Source organism: Streptomyces sp. NPDC057682 (genome assembly GCF_042799575.1).
Lineage (GTDB): Bacteria > Actinomycetota > Actinomycetes > Streptomycetales > Streptomycetaceae > Streptomyces.
The window spans coordinates 143,259-163,651 of the sequence record NZ_JBHVIN010000006.1 but is presented as its reverse complement, the minus strand read 5'-3'; the positions used below and the strand labels follow the sequence as shown (position 1 = coordinate 163,651).

The 20,393-nt window shown below is 70.1% G+C and carries 15 protein-coding genes and 2 pseudogenes; 14 read left to right on the top strand and 3 right to left on the bottom strand.

The window, feature by feature from the left end:
* Positions 1–75 precede the first annotated feature (75 nt).
* The 3 genes and pseudogenes from ACFVDM_RS12815 to ACFVDM_RS12805 all read left to right on the top strand — a co-directional run.
* The gene (locus tag ACFVDM_RS12815) at positions 76–807 is read left to right on the top strand and encodes an ExeA family protein (RefSeq protein WP_383637195.1); all 732 of its coding nucleotides are present in this window, start codon (positions 76–78) and stop codon (positions 805–807) included.
* Positions 808–838: 31 nt separating this feature from the next.
* Positions 839–1,489, top strand: coding sequence for a Type 1 glutamine amidotransferase-like domain-containing protein (locus ACFVDM_RS12810; RefSeq protein WP_383637192.1), 651 nt, complete (start codon positions 839–841; stop codon positions 1,487–1,489).
* A 1,033-nt stretch (positions 1,490–2,522) separates the two neighbouring features.
* Positions 2,523–3,101: pseudogene (locus ACFVDM_RS12805) on the top strand (transposase); the annotation flags it as partial.
* Positions 3,102–3,630: 529 nt separating this feature from the next.
* On the opposite strand, the gene ACFVDM_RS12800 reads toward ACFVDM_RS12805, so the two are convergent.
* Both ACFVDM_RS12800 and ACFVDM_RS12795 read right to left on the bottom strand, forming a co-directional pair.
* Positions 3,631–3,936: a YfhL family 4Fe-4S dicluster ferredoxin gene (locus ACFVDM_RS12800; protein ID WP_383637189.1), complete on the bottom strand. Its 306-nt coding sequence runs from the start codon at positions 3,934–3,936 to the stop codon at positions 3,631–3,633.
* Positions 3,937–4,174: 238 nt separating this feature from the next.
* Positions 4,175–4,462, bottom strand: a pseudogene (locus ACFVDM_RS12795) (transposase); the annotation flags it as partial.
* Between the two features lie 354 nt (positions 4,463–4,816).
* On the opposite strand from ACFVDM_RS12795, the gene ACFVDM_RS12790 reads away from it, so the two are divergent.
* From ACFVDM_RS12790 to ACFVDM_RS12740, 11 genes are all read left to right on the top strand, one after another.
* Complete coding sequence (locus tag ACFVDM_RS12790; protein ID WP_383637186.1) at positions 4,817–5,386, top strand: hypothetical protein; 570 nt, start codon at positions 4,817–4,819, stop codon at positions 5,384–5,386.
* A gap of 326 nt (positions 5,387–5,712) precedes the next feature.
* Positions 5,713–9,123 carry a CHAT domain-containing protein gene (locus ACFVDM_RS12785; RefSeq protein ID WP_383637183.1) on the top strand — a complete coding sequence of 1,137 codons (3,411 nt, stop codon included), beginning with the start codon at positions 5,713–5,715 and terminating at the stop codon, positions 9,121–9,123.
* A complete protein-coding gene (locus ACFVDM_RS12780; RefSeq protein ID WP_383637180.1) occupies positions 9,120–9,788 on the top strand; it encodes a hypothetical protein in 669 nt (222 codons plus the stop codon). The genes ACFVDM_RS12785 and ACFVDM_RS12780 overlap by 4 nt, the downstream gene beginning before the upstream one ends.
* A 639-nt stretch (positions 9,789–10,427) precedes the next feature.
* Positions 10,428–10,844 (top strand): FKBP-type peptidyl-prolyl cis-trans isomerase, encoded by a 417-nt coding sequence (locus tag ACFVDM_RS12775; RefSeq protein ID WP_383637177.1) that lies wholly within the window; start codon positions 10,428–10,430, stop codon positions 10,842–10,844.
* A 206-nt stretch (positions 10,845–11,050) separates the two neighbouring features.
* Positions 11,051–12,268, top strand: coding sequence for an ROK family protein (locus ACFVDM_RS12770; protein ID WP_383637174.1), 1,218 nt, complete (start codon positions 11,051–11,053; stop codon positions 12,266–12,268).
* A complete protein-coding gene (locus ACFVDM_RS12765; RefSeq protein ID WP_383637171.1) occupies positions 12,265–13,146 on the top strand; it encodes a carbohydrate ABC transporter permease in 882 nt (293 codons plus the stop codon). Before ACFVDM_RS12770 ends, ACFVDM_RS12765 begins: the two co-directional genes overlap by 4 nt.
* Entirely contained in the window at positions 13,143–13,979 is an 837-nt protein-coding gene (locus ACFVDM_RS12760; protein WP_383637167.1) for a carbohydrate ABC transporter permease, read from the top strand. Before ACFVDM_RS12765 ends, ACFVDM_RS12760 begins: the two co-directional genes overlap by 4 nt.
* Positions 13,980–13,986: 7 nt before the next feature.
* Entirely contained in the window at positions 13,987–15,279 is a 1,293-nt protein-coding gene (locus ACFVDM_RS12755; protein ID WP_383637164.1) for an ABC transporter substrate-binding protein, read from the top strand.
* A 42-nt stretch (positions 15,280–15,321) separates the two neighbouring features.
* A complete protein-coding gene (locus ACFVDM_RS12750) occupies positions 15,322–16,434 on the top strand; it encodes a glycoside hydrolase family 15 protein (protein ID WP_383637161.1) in 1,113 nt (370 codons plus the stop codon).
* A complete protein-coding gene (locus ACFVDM_RS12745; RefSeq protein ID WP_383637158.1) occupies positions 16,431–18,665 on the top strand; it encodes a TIM-barrel domain-containing protein in 2,235 nt (744 codons plus the stop codon). The genes ACFVDM_RS12750 and ACFVDM_RS12745 overlap by 4 nt, the downstream gene beginning before the upstream one ends.
* A gap of 217 nt (positions 18,666–18,882) precedes the next feature.
* Positions 18,883–19,752, top strand: coding sequence for an endonuclease/exonuclease/phosphatase family protein (locus tag ACFVDM_RS12740; protein WP_383637155.1), 870 nt, complete (start codon positions 18,883–18,885; stop codon positions 19,750–19,752).
* Here the strand turns inward: ACFVDM_RS12740 and ACFVDM_RS12735 are convergent.
* Complete coding sequence (locus ACFVDM_RS12735) at positions 19,736–20,392, bottom strand: TetR/AcrR family transcriptional regulator (protein WP_383637152.1); 657 nt, start codon at positions 20,390–20,392, stop codon at positions 19,736–19,738. The two genes, ACFVDM_RS12740 and ACFVDM_RS12735, sit on opposite strands and share 17 nt — an antisense overlap.
* Position 20,393 lies beyond the last annotated feature (1 nt).

Genomic DNA, 20,393 nt, shown 5'->3' with positions numbered 1-20,393 from the left:
CTTCCCCGAGGATCAGCGTGATCGAGAATCTGCAGGCCGACTACGGCTTTACCAGGATGGGACACGCCCCCCGGCATGCTCCACCGACACGCCTCCCACAACGAGGCCGTTGCCCGCATCACCTGGTGCGTCACCGAGCGGTCCATCGGCGTTGTCACCGGGGAGGTCGGCGCCGGCAAGACCGTCTCAGTCCGCACGGCTCTGGCCGGACTGGACCCGTCGAAGTTCACGATCATCTACCTGCCGAACCCGATGATCGGCGTCTGCGGCATCCACGAGGAGATCGTCAACGCCTTCGGCCAGCCCCCGGCCCACCTCGGCTCGCGCCTGATGGTCCAGGCCGGCAAGGTCCTCATGGCCGAACGCGGCCGCACCCCGGTCCTCGTTCTGGACGAGGCCCACCCGCTCAACTACGAGGCCCTGGGAGGCGTCCGGATGCTCACCAACCAAGGCATGGACCAGGAATCACCCCTGTCCTGCCTGCTGGTCGGCCAGGCCACCCTGCGGCGAACCATGAAACTCGCGGTTCTCGCCGCTCTCGAACAGCGCACCGCCCTGCGCTACACGATGCCGGGCATGACCTCCAGCGAGACGATCAGCTACATCGCCCACCACCTCAAGCTCGTCGGACGCCCGGACCAGCTGTTCGCCGAGGACGCCGTCTCACTGATCCACACCGCCTCGCGCGGCTACCCACGGGCGGTCAACAACCTCTCCCTGCAGCCGCTCGTCGCTGCGTTCGCCGCTGGCAAGAACCTCGTCGACGAGGCCGCGACCCGCTCCGTGGTCAGCGAGGTGATCGACTGACCGACCACCCGGCGGAGAATACGGTGCACGGATGCGCATGTATCTCTCCTCCTGGCGGACCGGCGACCACCCGGAACAGCTCCTGGCCCTCCTGGACAGCCACGGCACGAACCAGGTCGCCGTGATCGCCAACGCCGTCGACGCACTGCCCGCCGCCGAACGCCGAGCCGCGGTCGAGCGCGAGATCGACGCGCTTGCCGCACTCGGCCTGCAACCGGTCGAACTCGACCTGCGCGACCACTTCGACCAGCCGCCGGCCCAGGTTGCCGCCGCTCTCGCAGGCTTCCCGGCGGTCTGGGTCCGCGGCGGCAACGTGTTCGTCCTGCGGCACGCGCTGGCCCGCAGCGGCGCGGACCAGGCCCTGACCGAACTGCTGCACCAAGACGCCGTCGTCTATGCCGGCTACAGCGCCGGCGCCTGTGTCCTCGCCCCCGACCTGCACGGACTGGACAAGTGCGACAACCCGAATGCCGTCACCCTCGCTTACGGAGTCCCGGCGCGCTTCGACGGCCTGGCCCTCCTCGACTACATCGTGGTCCCGCACATCGACTCACCCGGGCACCCCGAAACCGAGATCCTCATCACCGTCGCCGCCCACTACCGGGCGAATGGCATCGCCCACCGCACCCTCCGCGACGGCCAGGCCATCGTGATCAACGGCACCGGCACACGCATCACCTGACCGGCACCTTGCCGACGAACGACGACACTTCGCGACGAACGCCCCGCCGGAAGCCGACCAGCGGGGCCCTCGCACCTCACAACATCGGCACCGTGAACGCTCGCCCCGTCGGCATTTTCAGCGCCGGGCAGCAATCGCAGCCGCGACCGCGCCGGCCGCCGCTGGAAACTCACGTCCTGTCCGCGGCCTCCCCGGCCGCGCCCCATCGCAGCTCGATGTGCGCCTCGGTGATCGGGCACCCGTCGTGCCGTCCGCGGTCTCCCCGACTGCGGCCCCATCACAGCTCCAGAGCGGCCGTAGCTTTCGAAGGGTCGAGCGGTGACTGTGGTCTCCCCGGTCGCGGCCCCCATAGCAAAGTGGTGGCCAAGAGACGGAAGCTCGGCACGCTGAGCTGTCCGCGGCCTCATCGCGTGACGGCGGAGCTGGCGATCTTTACCTCGGCAGGCCACAGTCTGCGGCAGAGCGTCGGGGTGTCTCGGGCTCGGGTGGCTCGAAGGCGCTCGGGGAGTGGATCGGCTCCCCGATGGCTGGCAAGCGAACCGCCCGCACCCTGCCACGGACTCCCCTATGTACCTGGCGCGGCGCTCGCGGTGTAGGTCCACGAGGCTGAGACTGATCGACACGGCGGCCGTCAGCTTCCTGGCGGAGGTGCCGGCCACGCGACCCCCTCGACCGCCGCGCCGAGGAGGTCGCCCAACCGACGCCAGGCGCCTGGGTCGGCGTGCGACACAGGGCTCGCCGCGAACCGCTGCCAAGCAGCATCGCTGTCTCCGAGGACCTCGGACACGTAGGCCGCGACGGCGGGATGAGTGGTGTCATAGCCCGGACCGCGGGCTGTGAATGCTGACCATGCGGGGAGCAGCAGGAGCAGCAGGAGCAGCAGGAGCAGCAGGAGCAGCTCAGGAGGGCACTCGGGCCGGGCCGGCATGGTCTCGGCCCAGTTTCGGCGTAGTTCGGGTCCGCCGCCCAAGAGCCTTCGCAGGTGGGGACTGAAAATCGTTCGGTGTCACTCCCGATCATGGAGGATGCGCCGATGACCAGTGAGAACGTGGCCGAGACCGAGACCGAGACCGAGATCGGCGAGGCGGTAGAGCCTCAGTCGGCGATGGCGGTGGACGACCGGCTGATCGACGAGCTGGTGTCCCGGGCCCAGGCCGAGGGACTGCAGCTGACCGGCGAGGGCGGGCTGCTCCAGCAACTGGCGAAGCGGCTGCTGGAGTCCGCCCTGGAGGGCGAGATCGCCGACCACCTCGGCTATGACAAGTACGGCCCAGCCGGGAAGAACAGCGGTAACTCCCGCAACGGCACCCGTGCCAAGGCCGTGCTGACCGATGTCGGGCCGGTGTAGATATCCGTGCCCCGCGACCGTGACGGCTCGTTCGAGCCGAAGATCGTCAAGAAGCGGCAGAAGCGCCTGACCGGGGTGGACGAGATGGTCATCTCGCTGACCGCGAAGGGCCTGACCACCGGCGAGGTCCAGGCCCACCTTGCCGAGGTCCATGGCGCCGACGTCTCGCGCCAGACGCTCTCCACGATTTCCGACAAGGTCCTCGATGGCATGGCCGAGTGGCAGAACCGGCCCCTCGACCCCGTCTGTCCGGCCATGCGCATCACTATGTGTACTTGTTCTGCTACGTTCCGCGCATGGATACTTCGTTGACGCGTCGCGGGGCGCTTCGGTTCGTGGTCGGTGGTCTGGTTGCGGGATGTGCGGTAGGTGCGGGGCAGGCGCAGGCTGCCGCTTCGACAAGTCGCCGGGGGCTGGGGGAGTACCGGGCCCGGTACCGGGCGCTGTTCCGGGCGTGCGGGAAGGACCTGGGTAAGAAAGTGTCGGTCGGGCAGCGGCTCCTGGACGATTACGACCGTGACGCTCGCGTCTACGAGATGCCCGACCGCGCCGCGGTGACCCGTATGCACACCGCCCTCGTCCGTCAGCACCGGGATCGCGGTGCCGCCCCCGCACTCTGACGGTTCCGGACCGGTCTGAGCGGCTGCCCCGTGGGGGCTCGGCCACAGGACCGGTCCACCGCTGTGCAGCCCCTTCCCGGGGTTGGCAGCCTCGAAACGGACCCTGCCGGGTCCGGTGGCGCGGACGGAACGCCACCGGGCCCGGCCGATGCGGGTGGCGGTAGGGCCGGGGATCAGCTCCGGAAGTGGCTGGGGTAGTCGTTGGCCTCGGCCTTGCGGCGGAGTTCGTCGTCGTCGGGGTGCAGTTTCAGGGCCCGGTTGATCAAGATGTCCTCGCTCTCGACATGCTGTGGGTCCGGCAGGCAGGACTCGACCGGGCATACGGCCTGGCATGCGAATTGGTCGAAGTGCCCCACACACTCCGTACAGAGGTTGGGGTCGATCACGTAGATCTCGTCGCCCTCGGAGATGGCCTCGTTGGGGCACTCGGGCTCACAGGCCCCGCAGTTGATGCAGTCCTCGGTGATGTAGGTCGCCATCGCTGTTGCTCCAGTCTGGGGTGCGGTCCGTTGATCAACGAGCGGACGGCCGGAGGGTGCCGCATCCGCACGGGTGGAGCGCCGGGGGCTCCACTACGGCGCGTGTGCCTGCGGGGTCGTCGGTGCCGACGCCGAGCCGGCGCGCGAGAACGTCGTGGGGACGCAGGCATCCGGCGAACAGTCCGACACCTGGTAGTGCTTTGTTACTGAGGTTGAAATCGTGATGTCGCGAGGTTGTTCAGGCGGGTTTGATGGTCAGGCCGGTCTCGGCGAGGCAGCCGTCTGTGAGGTCGCTGCGGTACGGGATGTGCCGTGGACCGCGTCGGATGCGCTGGACGAGTTCGGGAGTACTGAAGGCGACGTTGGAGAGCCGGCCGCGCCGCAGGAGCGACCAGATCCCTTCGACGGGGTTGAGGTCGGGTGCGTAGAGCGGCAGGTAGTAGATGGCCGGCCAGTCCCGGGCCGCGGCGAACTCTCGCAGGCCGGCGGCTTTGTGGACGCTGAGGTTGTCCCGGACGAGGACGAGGGCAGGTGAAAACGCCTGCCGATCACCGTCCTCACACGGCTCAGGGTCCACCGCTGGTCCTCCCAGCCGTGCGCGGCCGACCCGTTGGCCAGATAGATCCGTCTCCAACTGCGCGAACCGCTTCTCGCTCAGCCTCGGCAGCGACGCCGGCCCCTGCGACCGCAAAGCCCGCGGACCACTCTCCTCCCACGCCCGCCACCGTTGCACCGAGCGGACGCCGACCCGAAGGTCCTTGGCGATCACCGAGCCCGCCTCGCCCAGGGCGAATCTCTCTGCGGCCTTGAGCCGTAACTCTTCGCGGAACTGCTGCCGTTCGGCGGTCAGCCCGCCCCCTTGTGGATACGGTATATACCGGTGACACCGCACACGCAACGAGCCATCAGCCCCTACGGCACCACAAGTTCAACCTCAGTAAGTGCGGCCACTGTGGCTTCGAATATCCGTCATACGTGGGTCGATGGGCAGTACGCGACAGGGGTGTTGATCATGAATATTTCTCACGATGACTGGCGCCATGGTGGCCCTTGGTGGCTCATACGGTGCCTTGGGAGATATTTCCTGGCCTTTCTGGTTTCGGCGCCCGTGCTGGCACTGGTGCTGCCGGCCAAAGACGTGGCGGGGGAGGGTGAGGGTTCTACGTATTGGCAAGGTGTTGGTGCGGCGATCCTCACGACCTGGATTTTGCTGGCGTTCGTAGGTGTGTGGACGGTGACTGTCCTGTTGGCCATCGTCGGCTTTCGGTCTCGCATGGAAGTCGCATCTTTTCGCCTCCTGGCTGGCTTTTTGCTCTTCCTTCCGTTGTTTGCGATTCCCATGCTTGGGGGTTTTTCGGCTACGTTGATCTATTTGTTTGTGCATCTGCTATTTGTGGCAGTGCTCATGCCTGTTACGCCTGGTGCCTCAACTTCGGTCCTTCATCGATGATTGCCGCCGGATGAGGTAATCGGCTCGCCCGCAATATCTCCGTACTGTTAGGGGTGGGTCGTCGCGTGACGCTGCGGCTGCGCCGGGTTCCACGGTTCCTGTGGTGGCGCTGGGTTTCTCCTTCCTGTTCGGGGCCTCCCCCCGACCCCTGACGGCCCTCGACATCACTGATCCGACCCGACAGACCCCCTCAACGACGCCGCCCCGGTGCGGCATCCACGTTCCCGCCCTTGAGATCATCGTCCCGTGCTCGGAAACCGGCTGGTACGGCCGTTGTCTGTGCCACCGCTGAATTTGTCGACGGCCGGCAGCGCGAAGGGGATGGCGTGAGACTGTCACGCGAGGTCACCGGGTGGGCGTTCCTCGCCGATGTGGAGGGTGTCCGGCATGCCGGCCTGGCCGTCGGCCTGTCCGGCATCAGCCCGTTCTTCACTGGTGGCGGGTCAGGAGGCAGCCTGTTCACCCGAGCGTACGCGCGGGGGCTTCCGGTGCTCCTCTCACTGGACGAATTACCGTTCGGCCACCCCCTCTCTCCCCGGTGGTGTGTCACGCAGGACGAGGAAGGTGTGCTGTCCGTCCGGGATCCCGACGGAGCGCTCTTGGTGCGCGACCTCTCCTTGGAACGGCCGACGGGGTGGTCGGAGGCGGCGGATGCCTCGGGCTCAGTCATGCTGATCGTGTCCCATGTGCTGCCTGCCACAGACGATCCACTCGGCGCGCTGATCTTCGAAACACGGCGAGGAGAGGTGTGTGCCGGCCCTGTGCGCTTCGGTGAGCCTGACTGCGAGGCGGACGGCAAGCCGACGGTCACCTTCGTGATCGACCCGGTCGGCGTGCTCATGGAGCTGGCCCAATACGTGTCCGACCGGATCATGTCGCTGGACGAGGCGAAACGACGGGCGCGCGAAGTGGAGGAGATGCGGCAGGCCCTGGCGGAGCACGGCGCGATGTCCACCGAGGCGATGGTGGATCTGCTGTTCCGGGACGAGTTCCTCGATCACCGCGGCCTGGTGGAGTTCATGTACGTCTACTGGCGACTGGTCGCCGAGCTCGCCGACGCCTGCGCCATGGAGGCTGCCTGGCGGGTCGCGGCGTTCCGGACCGTCGCGGCGGGCGTCGAACTGGTGGCGGACCGGTGCGACCGCGTGGTGTTCGAGGAGTCCGAAGCCTTGGCGGCTCGGCTGGTCGACGCACCGAGCGACACCGCCGACCTGGAAGCCGCGCTGCTGGCTGCCGCTCGGTTGCGGATGGCCACCAGGGGACAGGAGGACTCGGCCGCCGACGACTACGCTCGTGCGCCGCTGCTGACCACCTGGTCCGCTCGGCTGACCGCGGACCTGTACCGCACGTGGTTCACCGAAGAGGAACCCTTGCAGAAGGAGTCCCATCGGCTGGTAGTAGAAGCGGGACACCTGGTGGTGCGTGCGCTGGAGCTGGATGGAGGGGTGAGGAGGCCCCGGCTGCTGGCGACACTGGCGCAGATCCTCGCGGACGAGGAGGGAGTTCACCGTGGTGCTGCTCGCGGCGCGCTCTCGGCATGGCACGACTCTTCCGCCGACGAGGAGCCGGACCTCGCGCTGTTCCTCCTCAGGACGGTGGACGGGGTGCCCCCGGAGACGGCCGACGGGCTGCTCACAGGGGTATTCGGGACGCCACCGGCCGACTTCGTCGTCGCCCACGGGAGAACGGTGACCGCGAAGGCGATCAGCCAGGGCGTCAACCTGGCCCGGGAGCGCGCCGACCGACGGCTGCTGCGAACCGTGTTGGACTGGGCTGGGCAGCTCGACATTCGCTGGGCGTCTGCCCATCGCAGGCAACTGATCGAGGCCAGGCTCCATGTGTTGCCCGACGACCCGAGCGAATGCCCGGGTCCCCACGAGGAACTGTCGGTGTCGATCCGGGAGTTCCGGACACCGGCGCAGCGGTCTGCGGCTCTGTTGCATGCGGCCGCACACGCCCGCGATCGGGGGCAGCCGGCGTGGGGGCTCGCCCTTCTGCGCCAGGCGGGCGACGCCCGGAGCGAAGAGGTCCGGCTGCTCACGGCCGATCTGTACTACCAGTCGGCGGAGGCGGGGGAGCCGGTCTCCAGTCCTGTCCCGTTCCCATGGGGCTATTACACGTACGCGGCGCTCTCCTACGCGTCGCTCGGCTTCGAGGAACTGGCCCATGCGAGCCTGGTGCCGCTTGTGCAGCAGCTGGGCAACCTCCGCGGCGACGAACTCAGGAACGCGCTGTACGCGATCATCGTGGATGCGCCGAACTTCGACACCATGGGTGCGCCCGAACTCGGCGCGACACTGCGAGACCTTGTGCACTCGGCGGTCTGGCAGCTCACCGCGGAAAGTGAGACGCTGCCGATGGGACTGTTACTCGGCCTGCACCAAGCGGGCAAGGGTGCGGAACTGGGCGCGTGGTGGCGCATCCACGGCCCACTCGTGCTGCCCGCGCACATTCAGCACTTCCTCGGCAAGTTGCGCGATTGGGAGGAGCCCACCGCCGCAGGCGGAGCCTTGCTGAACCTGTTGAACGCGGTGGACGCCGATCAGCGTCCTGGCGGACGCGACAACACGCAGATCGCTCGGAATCTGCGGTGGCGCATCTCGTCGTTCATCGACGACGAACTGCGTCGGCGTTCTACAGCGCTCATCGACGACCAGCACATCTGGGCCAAGGCACAGGATGTGCTGGACGACCGAACGGTGCTGTTGACGTGGTTCCTGCCCGCGGCGGTGAACGGCGCGACCGTGCTGCTCGCGGTCACCAGGCAGGGTTGGGAGATCGTGGTGCACCTCGGCGAGGGCGCGGACGAGAGCAACGACCGGCACCCGGATGCGGACCGCGTCGAGGCGATCCGGACGGAGATCGAACGCGACCCGCTGTTCGGCGACGTGACCCCGGAGGGCGGCCGGCTGCTGGAGTCGGCCGGCCTGCCGCTCGGCGGCAGCGAACTGTGGGACAACTGGCGTGCCCGGGGCAAGGACCGAATCCTGGCCTGGCCGCACGGCGCTCTGCACTACCTGCCCCTACCACTGTGCCGCAGGGGCGGCCGTCTGATCGCCGACGACTGGACGGTCACCACGATCGCCGGCCTCGAAGCCCTGGTACCCGCCGAAGTACCTGCGCGCGAGGGCCGCACCGTCGTGCTGGCCTCCGCCGCCGGCGGTGTTCCCTTCGGTCTGCGTGCCGAACCGGCGCTGGAGGAGCATGCGCGGAAGGTCGCCGAGGCGGTGGGCGCTGAAGCCCTCACCGGTCGTGCGGCCACGCGCGACAGGTTGCGCGCGGAGATGTCCGTGGCGGACGTCGTCCACATCGCCGTACACGGGACACTGGACGAGGACGCGCCGTGGATGCACTGCCTCTATCTCGCGCCGGACGGCGACGACGGCCGCGTGTTCGCCTACGACTTCCTGGATATCGACCTGCGCGGCGTCCGCCTTGTCACGCTCGCCGCCTGTGAGTCGGCGCTCGGCCGATTCGACCGCGGTGACAACGTTCGTGGCATCCCTTCGGCACTGATCACCGCCGGAGCGCAGGCCGTCGTCGGATGCCTGTGGCCCGTGCGCCCGGAACCGGCCACGTACTTCTACCACCACCTGCATCAAGGAGTCGCGCGCGGCACTGACCCGGAGCAGGCCTTCCGCGGTGCTCAACTCGCCACGCGTGCCGCATATCCCCAGTACCGTGACTGGGGAGCGTTCATCTATGTGCACGGCAGGAACAAGGGAGCCATCCCATGACCGAGATTCGGCTGCACGACGTCGAACTCGTGCCGGAGCGTACGCTCGGCAGCCCAGCGGGTGACGCACCGCTGCGTGGCAGGCTCGCCTTCGGCTGGGACCTACTGCCCGCCGACCATGCGGGCGCGCCGGCCGGCTGGCTGTCCTATCTGAGTGCCACCCCCGACCGGGAGTTCCGGCAGCTGTTCATGGTGTGCTCGTTTCGCCCCGAGACATCAGAGAGCAGGGGCGTATTCCGTCACGCCTCCCTGGGCGTCGCACTGTCGACGCCGGAGCGTGAGGCACAGCCGATCGCGCGGCTGATCGACCCTGGCGAGCGTACCCACGTGGTCCCCGGCCTCGGAACCGGCGTGAGCTTCACGGTCACGACGGGAGTGCTGGATGTAGGGGTGGAGAAGCCGCCGGGATCCGGACCGACGAGGGACGAATGGATCGTCCGGGGCCACGGAGCTTCCCAGCCGAACCCGCAGTGGGAGTTCCGACGAGTCAAAGGGTTCCCGCTCGTCGGTGATCACCCGGTGGCCGCGCTGGTGGAGCTCGTGCCCGACTGTACGAACACGGCCGAGGTGCTGGTCGCGGCGGAGCTGGAGCACCGTAGCTGGGGCATCTGCCGCTACCGGGCGCAGCTCACGCCGGCACCGCACACGATCGTCCTGGCGGAGTGACCCGATCCCGGGACAAGGCCACCTCTGGAACCGCACGGGCGTCTGGCCCACGATGGGCAGGCCATCGTCACCCCGGTGTACCCCTCGTTTGGGGATGCGGCCCTTGGTGTGGATCCGCCGAGCGGGCACGAGGCGGTCAGCTTGTTGCGGCCGACGGATTCGCGCCGTCGACGAACGCGCGCTGTCGGGCGCGGAACGGGTCCATCTGCCCACGCGCACCGGGACACCGGCGAAGACGGTGCCGCCCCAGCGGCTGGACGCGCCGGCGGACGCACTGGTCTGCGTGGGCCTCGACCGTCATGCGGCCGATCGGGCCCTTGCCGACGACGAGCACCGCTGAGCCGCCCGGACGAGCCCCGGTCCACAAGGACAGCCGACGGCCGATGCCGTAGGAAGGCCGCACGACGGGCATTCGAGCCCACCGCGTGGGCGGGAAGAGCCACCGGGGCCGGCGGTCCGATCTCGCGCGGCCGGCGCATCGAGCACTGCGTGGGGGAGTTATGCCGAGGTCGGGGCCTGACCCTGATTCCCCCGCTGCGTGGCTCCGACCTGTTCCGTGGTCGTGGGGCAAGCGTCGCTGCGGGACGATCCATGCGGCGGACCGTTCCCGGGCCGTCGATGGTGAGCGAGGAGAGCGTGATGAGTGAACCGACGAAGCCCGTGGTCCAGGTGCCCGAGGAGGTCGCGGCCACGGAGCTGGCGGTCCGGGACCTGGTGGTCGGGGAGGGGCCGGAGGCGCGGCCCGGCCGGGTGGTGCGGATCCACTACGTCGGGGTCACGTGCGCTTCCGGGCGGGAGTTCGACTCCTCCTGGGAGGAGGGGACTCCGCTCAAGTTCGCCGTGGGCGGCGGCAAGGTCATCAAGGGCCTGGACCGGGGCGTGCGGGGGATGAGGGCCGGCGGCCGGCGCGAGATCGTCGTGCCCGCGCGGCTCGGGTACGGCAAGCAGTCGCCCTCGGTCCTGATCCCGGCGGGTTCGACCCTGGTGTTCGTCGTGGACCTCCTCACGGTGGTGGGCCCCGGGGTGGGGGCGGTCCGGCCGGGCGGGCCGGCCTGAGTCCTTCTTCGTTCCCGGCCCCGGGGATCGCGGGGCGTCGTGCCGCGGGCGGGTACTCCACCGGCACGGCGCACCGCGGTCCGGCCGCTGACGGGCGTTGACACCTCTGCTCGAGGGACTTATGTTCGTCACTAAATTTAGTGACGAAAGTTAGTGGCCGCCACATCGGGCCGCTCCATGTACGCCCAGGAAAGGAGGTGTGGCACGTGTCACCAGGTGCCCACGCCTCGCCCCGCGGTCTGTCCCGTACGGCGGTTCTCGCCGTGCTCGGGCGCAGTGGTCCGCTGAGCAGGACCGAGATCGCCCGGCAGCTGGACCTCAGTCCGGCGACCGTCACGCAGATCACGAAGCGCCTGCTCGCCGAGGGGCTGATCGTCGAGGCGGAGTCCGTGCCCTCGGCCGGGGGCCGTCCGGCGATCCGGCTCGCCGTCGTGGCCGATGCGGGACGGGCCATCGGCGTCAAGGTGGCGCCCGACCATGTGACCGTCGTGCACGTCACGCTGGACGGTTCGGTCACCGGCTCCGTGACGCATTCGTTCGACGCCCTGGACACCGGCGCCCTGGACCGCCTCGTCGCCCTGCTGGCCCCCGAGGTCGCCTCGGTCCGGGGCGCGGCGCCGCTGATGGGGGTCGGGGTCGGGGTGCCCGGCCGGGTCGACACGGACGGGAGCGTCGATTCGCCCGTACTCGGCTGGCGCCGGGTCCCGCTGGGCAAGGTGCTCGCCCAGGCCCTGGCCGTCCCCGTCCTGGTGGACAACGACGTGAACACGGTCGGAGCCGCCCAGCTGCTGTACGGGCACGGTCGCGGCCGGGACGACTTCCTGGTCCTGACCCTCGGTTACGGCGTCGGCCTCGCGGTCGTCGACGGCGGCGCGGTGCGCCGGGGCGCGCGGGGAGCGGCGGGCGAGATCGGCCATGTGCCCGTCATGGACAACGGGCGCCCGTGCCAGTGCGGCAACCGGGGCTGCCTGGAGGCCTACACCGGATTCGCCGGTCTCGTACGCACCGCCGTCGAGCACGGCCTGCTGCGGGAGGGCGACCGCCCGGAGTCCCTGACGGCCCTCGCGGAGGCGGGGGAGAGCGCCGCTCTCGAAGTGCTGCGCGGCGCGGGCCGGCTGCTCGGCCGTACGCTCGCGGGCGTCGCCAATGTGCTCGACCCCGGAGCCGTCGTCGTCACGGGGGAGGGCGTCGCCTGGTGGCCGTATCTGCGCGACGGGTTCGAACCCGCCCTGCACGGCCACCTGTTCCGGCCCATCCAGAACCTCGACGTGATCATCGACAGCTGGAGCGACCAGGACTGGGCGCAGGGCGCGGCCGCCGTCGTCCTGTCCGCCCCGTTCAACGCCACCGACCACGGCATCGGCCCCGCCGACGCCGTCCGGGCGCGGATCGGCAGGAGCACCGGGCGGGGCGGATCCTCGTGAACACGCTCACCGGCCCCCGCAAGGCGGCCCTGCTGGCCCTGCTTCTCGCGCCGAGCTTCGTCCTCGTCCTCGCGTTCGTCCTCGGTCCCATGCTCGGATCGCTGTGGATCAGCTTCCACGACTGGAACCTGCTCAAGCCCATGACCTGGACGGGGCTGGACAACTACCGCGAGGTCCTCACCAGCGCCGACACCTGGAAGGCGTTCCGCAACACCCTCGCCTACGTGGTCGGTTACCTGCCGCTCGTCTACATCGGCGGACTGCTCATCGCCCTCGGCCTCAACCGCGCGATGCGCGGCCGCAATCTGCTGCGCGGGGTCTACTTCCTGCCCGTGGTCACCAGCTGGGTCGTCGTCGCCCTCGTGTGGAAGTGGATCCTCAACCCGAACTCCGGCGCGTTCAACACGGTCCTCGGCTGGTTCGGGATCGACGGACCCGGCTGGTGGACCGACCCGTCCTGGGCGATGCCGTCCGTCGTCCTCGCCTCCGCGTGGAAGGACCTCGGCTTCGTCATGGTGATCCTGCTCGCCGGGCTCCAGGCGATCCCGGAGAGCGTGTACGAGGCGGCGAAGGTCGACGGCGTCGGCGCCTGGCAGCGCTTCCGGCACGTGACGTTCCCGCTGCTCGCACCGTCCAGCCTCTTCGTCGTCATGATCTCGCTCATCAACGGCTTCCAGGTCTTCGACCAGGTCTTCGTGATGACCGGCGGCGGCCCGGCCGGCGCCACCACGACCGTGGTCTCCGCCGTCTACGACAACTCCTTCCGCTACGGGCGGATCGGCTACGCGAGCGCGCTCAGCTGGGTGCTCTTCGTGGTCATCCTCATCGTCTCCGTTCTCCAGTCGCGCGTACAGCGCAAGGTGGTGGATGCCCAGTGACCGCCCCGACTCCCGTCCCCGGTCCCCGCCGTCCGCTGCGCGGCGCCCTCGTCACCACGGCGCTCGTCCTCGGCGCGCTGTGCATGCTCTTCCCGTTCGCGTGGATGGTGCTCACCGCGTTCCAGCCGGACGGTTCGCTCGGCTCCGCACCGCGTCTGTCCGGCCTCACGGGTGAGAACTTCGGCAGGCTCGGCGACGCGATGCCGTTCTGGCGGATCCTCGGCAACTCGCTGTGGATCTCGGTCGTGTCCACAGCCGTCCAGCTGGTGACCAGCACCCTCGCCGCGTACGCCTTCGCGCGCTTCGCCTTCCGCGGCCGCGACACCCTGTTCATGGTGTACCTGGCGACGATGATGATCCCCCAGCAGGTGCTGCTCGTCCCGCTGTTCGTCGAGATGAAGCAGCTCGGCCTCATCGACACCTACGCCGGGATCATGCTGCCCGGACTGGCCTCCGCCTTCGGTACGTTCCTCATCCGTCAGGCCATGCTGTCCGTGCCGCGCGAACTGGAGGAGGCGGCCCTCGTGGACGGCGCCGGGTACCTGCGGATCCTGTGGACCGTGGTGCTGCCGCTGGTGCGTCCCGCGCTGGCCACGTTCACCGTCTTCGGCTTCATGGCCTCCTGGAACAACTTCCTGTGGCCGCTCGTCGTGACCCGCTCGCCCGAGCTGTACACCCTGCCGCTCGGACTCTCGTCCCTCCAGGGCCAGTTCACCACCCAGTGGAACGTCGTCATGGCGGGCTCGGTCATCAGCGTCGTACCGATGCTGCTCCTGTACCTCTTCGCGCAGAAGCACATCGTCCGCTCCATCGCCACCACCGGACTGAAGTAGGCCCCCGATGAACCATCCCACCAGGCGCCGCGCCCTGACGGCCCTCGCCGTGGCCGGGGCACTGCTGGCCGCCGGCTGCACCCAGGGGTCGGCGACCCGTTCCACCTCGGGCGACGGACGCACGATCGTGCACTACATGACGTTCACGGCGGCGCCCGACCATCTCAAGGACCTCGCGCGGCTGGAGGCGTCCTTCGAGAAGGCGCATCCGGACATCGACATCCGCGTCCAGGCCTTCCCGTTCGACCAGTACTTCACGCAGTTGCAGACCTCGGTCGCCGGGGGCACCGCGCCCGACGTCTTCGAACTCAACCAGGACAACTTCGCCGCCTACGCCGACTCCGGCGCGCTCGCCGATCTCGACGACCGCGTCGAGGCCGGCGGGGTGAAGGACCATTTCACCGCGTCCTCCCTCTCGGCCTTCGCCTACCGCGGTACGCAGTACGGCCTGCCGTCCAGCTTCTCCACCGAGCTGCTCTTCTACAACAAGGACCTGTTCGACCGGGCGGGCGTCGCCTACCCCACCGCGGACTGGACGTGGGAGGACGAGCGGAAGGCGGCCGAGAGGATCAGGGCGCTCGGCGACGGCGTCTTCGGCGACTTCCAGCACCCCTCCTATCTGGAGTTCACCAAGGCGCTCGCCCAGAACGGCGGCAGCGTCCTGTCGAAGGACGGCAGAAAAGTCGCCTTCGACAGCCCGCAGGGCGTCGCCGCGGCCGCATGGCTGACCGGCAAGGTCGGCACGACCATGCCGACCCAGGCACAGATGGGAGGGGCCACGGACTACGACACCAAGCTGTTCACCGAGGGGAAACTCGGGATGTGGCACAGCGGTTCGTGGTTCTTCCCCGCGGTCGCCGAGTCCGGTCCGAAGCGCTGGGACGTCGCTCTCGAACCCGCCGCCACCCCGGACCGCAAGGCCAACTCGGTCTTCCAGAACACCCTCGCCCTGTCCGGCCAGTCCAGGGCGGCGGACGCCTCCTGGGAGTGGATGCGCTACCTGACCACGTCCCGGGAGGCGGCGGAACTGCGTATCAGGACCTCCTGGGAACTCTCCCCGGCCACCGGCGACGACCTGAGGAGGAGTTACGTCGCCCAGACACCCCCGGGCAACCGGAAGGCCGTCTTCGACGCCCTCGACGACGTGGCCCCCAGCCCGCAGCTCGTCGACCAGGCGAAGATCGCCGACATCGTCACCCACCAGCTCGAAGCCGTCGTGATCGGCTCCACCACCGTGGAGAAGGCCCTCCACCGGGCCGCCTCCGAGGTCCAGCCGCTGCTGGACGCCTCCCACGACTGACCGATCGCGATGCCTTCGTCATGTGAACACCCCGCAGGAGACATGAACGTGCCCATCCAGGCCGCCCCCGGCCACGCCGCCCTGCTGCGCTGCAGCATCGAGGTGATCACCGAGAACCAGGCCCCGTCCGGCGCCTACCCGGCCTGCCCGTCCTTCGAGGTCTACCGCTACTCGTGGTTCCGCGACGGCGCCTTCGTCGCCGAGGCGGCCTCCCGCTCGGGCGCGCCGGAGAGCGCGGACGCCTTCCACCGCTGGTGCGCCTCCGTCGTCACCGACCGCGCCGGGCGCATCGAATCGCTGCTCGACGCGCTGCGCCGGGGCGAACGGCCCGACGAGGTCGCCTATCTGCCCACCCGCTACACCCTCGACGGCGAGGACACCGGAGAGGTCGGCTGGTGGGACTTCCAGCTCGACGGCTACGGAACGTGGCTGTGGTCCCTGGCCACCCACCTCGCCCGGCACGACCGCGACCCCGCGCCCTACCGCGAAGCCGTCCGGCTGACCGTCGACTACCTCGCCGCCACCTGGTCCACCCCCTGCTACGACTGGTGGGAGGAGTACAACGACCGGGTGCACGGCGCCACGCTCGGAGCGATCCGCGGCGGACTGCACGCCGTCGCCGAGGCCGGCCTCGCCGACCGCGGCCTCTGCGCGCGCACCATCGACGCCCTCGACGCGCTCGTGCGCGAACGCGGCATGTACGACGGACACCTGGCGAAGTGGCTGGGCAGCAAGCAGGTCGACGGCAGCCTGCTGGCCTGTCTGACCCCGTTCGGCAGCGTGCCGCCGGACGGGCCGGTCGCCGCCGCGACCCTGCACGCCGCGGAACTCGACATCGTGCAGCCGGACGGCGGCGTGTACCGCTACCTCGGCGACACGTTCTACGGCGGCGGCCAGTGGCCCGTCCTCGCCGGCTTCCTCGGCTGGCACTACGCGCGCATCGGCCGCACCGCCGACGCCCGCCGCGCGCTCGACTGGATCGCCGCGCAGGCCACGGAGGACCACCTGCTGCCCGAGCAGGCCCCGGACGTACGGCTCCAGGCACCGCGCCGCCTCACCGAGTGGGAGGAGCGCTGGGGGCACAACGCCACCCCGCTGCTCTGGTCCCACGCCATGTACCTCATCCTCGCCGACGAACTCGGAGTCTCCCTGTGATCCGCCACCGCCCGCACGGCTCGGGCCACGCCTACGAACCGACCGACGACCAGATCGTGCCCGCCACGCCGCTCGCCGGCGAGGCCTTCGAGGTGCGCGCCTCCACGGGGCCCGGCATCACCGCCGTGGCCTGCGCCTGGGACACCGACGGCACGGTCACGACGCTGACCGCCGAGGCGGAGACGGACCGGCCCCCGGCTGGTGACTCCGGCGGCGACGGCGACAGCCACCTGGCCGCCGCCGCGTCCGGCGCCGCCCGCCACGGGCGCACACGGTGGGTGGTCCGGCCGCGCCCCCTGGCCGCGGGCACGAGCGCCCGCTACCGGTTCACCGCCACGCACGCCGACGGTCGCACCCGGTCCACCCGCTGGTACACCGTGGCCCCCGCCGCCTGGTACGACGGAGCCGACGCCCTGACGGTGACGGGCCCGGCCGGCCGCCTCGTGCCCGGCACCGCCCGCACCCTCCGGGCCGCCGACGGCACCCCGCTGCGCGTCCGCTTCGCCCTGCGGCTGGCCGAGGGCGAGCACGTCGTCGGCTTCGGCGAGCGCTACAACGCCGTCGACCAGCGCGGCCTCGCCCTCGACGCCCAGGTCTTCGAGCAGTACAAGGGCCAGGGCTTCACCACCCGCACCTATCTCCCGATGCCCTTCGCCCTCGTCATCGGCGGCGACGGCTGGGGCTTCCACGTCCGCACCTCCCGCCGCACCTGGTACGACATCGGCGCCACGGACAACGACCTGCTCCGGATCGAGGCCGAGGTCGGCCCCGACGGGGCACTCGAAACCCACTGCTACCGGGGCACCCCCGCCGACGTCCTCGGCGCCTTCCTCGACGAGGCGGGCCGCCCCGAGGAACTCCCCGAGTGGGTGTTCGGCCTGTGGGCCAGCGGCAACGAATGGAACACCCAGGCCCGGGTGATGGCCGAGATGGACCGCCACCGGGACACGGACATCCCCGTCAGGGCCCTGGTCATCGAGGCCTGGAGCGACGAATCGACGTTCACCGCGTTCCGCGACGCGCGGTACGAGGTCCACGAGGACGGTTCCCCGCACCGCCTCGGCGACTTCACCTTTCCCGCCGACGGCGCCTGGCCCGACCCCAAGGCCATGGTCGACGAACTGCACGCGCGCGGCATCAAGGTGCTCCTCTGGCAGATCCCGCTGATGAAGATGCGGCCGAACCCGTCCGGGCAGGCCGCCGCCGACGCCAGGGCGATGACCGACCGCGGCTACGGAGTCCTGGAACAGGACGGCAAGCGGCCCTACCGCAACCGCGGCTGGTGGTTCCCGCTCGCCCTGATGCCCGACCTGACCAACCCCGAGGCCCGCGACTGGTGGCTGTCCAAGCGCCGCTATCTCGTCGACGAGGTCGGCATCGACGGCTTCAAGACCGACGGTGGCGAACACGCCTGGGGAGCCGACCTCCGCTACGCCGACGGCACCTCCGGCGACGTCACCAACAACCTCTTCCCGGTCGCATACCCCCGGGCCTACGGAGATCTGCTGCGCCGGTGCGGCAAGGCACCCGTCACCTTCAGCCGGGCCGGCTTCACCGGCTCGCAGAACGCCGGTGCCTTCTGGGCGGGCGACGAGGACTCCACCTGGGACGCCTACCGCCACTCCGTCCACGCCGGCATCACGGCCTCCGCCTGCGGCATCGTCTACTGGGGCTGGGACCTCGCGGGCTTCTCCGGTGACGTGCCGGACGCCGAACTGTACATCCGGGCCACGGAGTTCTCGGCCTTCGTGCCGATCATGCAGTACCACTCCGAGTACAACCACCACCGTCTGCCGCTGCGCGACCGCACCCCGTGGAACATCGCGGAGCGCTCGGGCGATCCGGCCGTCCTCGACACCTTCCGCCGCTACGCCGCGCTGAGGGAACGCCTCGTCCCCTATCTGGCGGAGGAGACGAGGACCGGTCTGGCCGAGAACAAGCCGCTGATGCGCGGCCTGTTCTTCGACCACGCCGACGACGCGAGGATCTGGGACCACCAGGACCACTTCCGGCTCGGCTCGGGGCTGCTCGTCGCCCCCGTCACCGAACCCGGCGCCACACGGCGCACGGTCTACCTGCCCGCGGGCACGGACTGGGTCGACGTCTGGACCGGCGAGACCTTCAGCGGCGGCCGGGAGCTCCTCCGCGAGGCGCCCCTCGGCACGATCCCGGTCTTCGCGACGGCCGCGCGATGGCCGGCCCTGGAGCGGCTCTTCTCCGGAACCGACTGACCCCGCACGGGGAGGAGCACCCCCGCCGGGCGGTGCCGGGACCTGACGGACCGGTGCCGCCCGGCGGTCGCGCGCCCGCGTCCGGGGCCCTGGGCACGATTGACCCCGGTCGCGTGACGGACCCATCATGATCCCACCCGTGGACCGGGCCACCGGCCCCGCCGCGGCCCCGGGACCTCCCGTGCGGGCGTGTGTCCCCGACTGCGAGGAGGCGAAGGTGACCGGAACCGGTGCGCGGTGGCTCGTGGGTGCGCTGATCGTGGCCTGTGTGCTGATCGCCGGACCGGGGGCGACGAACGCGGAGCGCGTCGCCGATCCGCTGCCGGCCGGTGCGCCCGCGAAGCCGGTGCCGAACCGGGTCATGACGTGGAACATCTGCAACCCCTGCAAGGACGGCGACCCCAACGCCGGGCGCGCGAAGGAGATCGCCACGTACGCGCCCCAGGTGATCGGCCTGCAGGAGGCGTGCGTGGGGGACGTCGAGCGGATCGTCGAGCAACTGCGGTACCGGTACGGGCTGGTGTACCACGTGACGTACGGGTCGGTGCTGCGGAGCTGGAGCCGCTGCGGGGGAGTGCCGTGGAAGCCGGGGGGTTTCGGACAGGCGATCCTCTCGGCCGCCCCGATCACCGATGCGGTGAACACCGAGTACCCGGACGGCGGTTCGGAGGACCGCGGGTACCTCGCCGTCACCACCCTCGTGGACGGCCGGCCCGTCCGCGTCTTCAACACCCACTTCGCCGAACGGCGTCAGGAGTCCGTCCGCGCGAAGCAGGCCGAGGCGCTGGCGAAGGTGGTCGGCCGCTACGACCGTACGATCGTGCTCGGTGACTTCAACGCGGTGCCGGAGGCCGCCGAACTTGCCTCGATGTGGCGGTTGTTCGCGGACGCCGACGCGCAGTGCGGGCCCTCGGGGCCGGGCGGGTGCACGCCGACGACCGACTGGCGCAGCAAGTTCGACTACATCTTCCTGCGCGGCTTCGCCCCGGCGGGGCAGCGTGTGCACCTCACCCCGTACTCGGACCACGATCTGGTGGCGGCCGAGGTGAGGCGGGCGGACCCGGGATCCGTCAGCCGGCGGCGATGAGGGCAGCGCCCAACGCCGCCAGGGAGTCGGCGAGTTCGTCCATCCACGCGGACATGGGCCGGCCGTTGTCGGACTGCAGGGCGACGAACGCGCCGTCGTAGCCCGCCATGCCGAAGGGGGCGAGGGCCTCCCCGATCCTGGCGGCGGTCTTCTCGCCGGCGCTCTGGAAGGACGAGCTGATCATGTGCGCCATGTAGGCGCGCCCCTCGTCGCGGACCGCGACGACGGTGCGCAGCGCCTCGGGTGCCTCGGCGGCCTCGCGGCTCATCACCAGGACGAGCAGGAGGCGCAGGAAGTCCTCGCCGTCCTCCAGGACGTTGCCGGTCCGGCGCAGGTACCAGTGCAGGCGCTCGCTGGGGGTCCCGCCCTCCGGGGGGTTGCGGTGGGCCGCGCGCATGGCGCCGAAGAAGCCCTGGGCACCCTGCTCCATGACGGCGGCCAGCAGTCCGGCCTTGGACTCGAAGTGGTGGTAGAAGGCGCTCTTCGGCAGTCCGGTCTCCTTGACCAGCACCGACATGGGCGTTCCCGCGTAGCCGCGCACGGCCATCACGCGGGCCGCCGCGTCGAGGATCTCCTGCCGTGACCGACGGCCGCGGCGGTTGGTACGTGCTTCCGGCGCGGGCTGCTCGATCTTCTCCACT

Bases quoted from the DNA above. Each gene is read 5' to 3' on its own strand.
- ACFVDM_RS12815 (WP_383637195.1), top strand. From the start codon at position 76: ATGCTCCACCGACACGCCTCCCACAACGAGGCCGTTGCCCGCATCACC.
- ACFVDM_RS12810 (WP_383637192.1), top strand. From the start codon at position 839: ATGCGCATGTATCTCTCCTCCTGGCGGACCGGCGACCACCCGGAACAG.
- ACFVDM_RS12800 (WP_383637189.1), bottom strand. From the start codon at position 3,936: ATGGCGACCTACATCACCGAGGACTGCATCAACTGCGGGGCCTGTGAG.
- ACFVDM_RS12780 (WP_383637180.1), top strand. From the start codon at position 9,120: ATGACCGAGATTCGGCTGCACGACGTCGAACTCGTGCCGGAGCGTACG.
- ACFVDM_RS12775 (WP_383637177.1), top strand. From the start codon at position 10,428: ATGAGTGAACCGACGAAGCCCGTGGTCCAGGTGCCCGAGGAGGTCGCG.
- ACFVDM_RS12755 (WP_383637164.1), top strand. From the start codon at position 13,987: ATGAACCATCCCACCAGGCGCCGCGCCCTGACGGCCCTCGCCGTGGCC.
- ACFVDM_RS12750 (WP_383637161.1), top strand. From the start codon at position 15,322: ATGAACGTGCCCATCCAGGCCGCCCCCGGCCACGCCGCCCTGCTGCGC.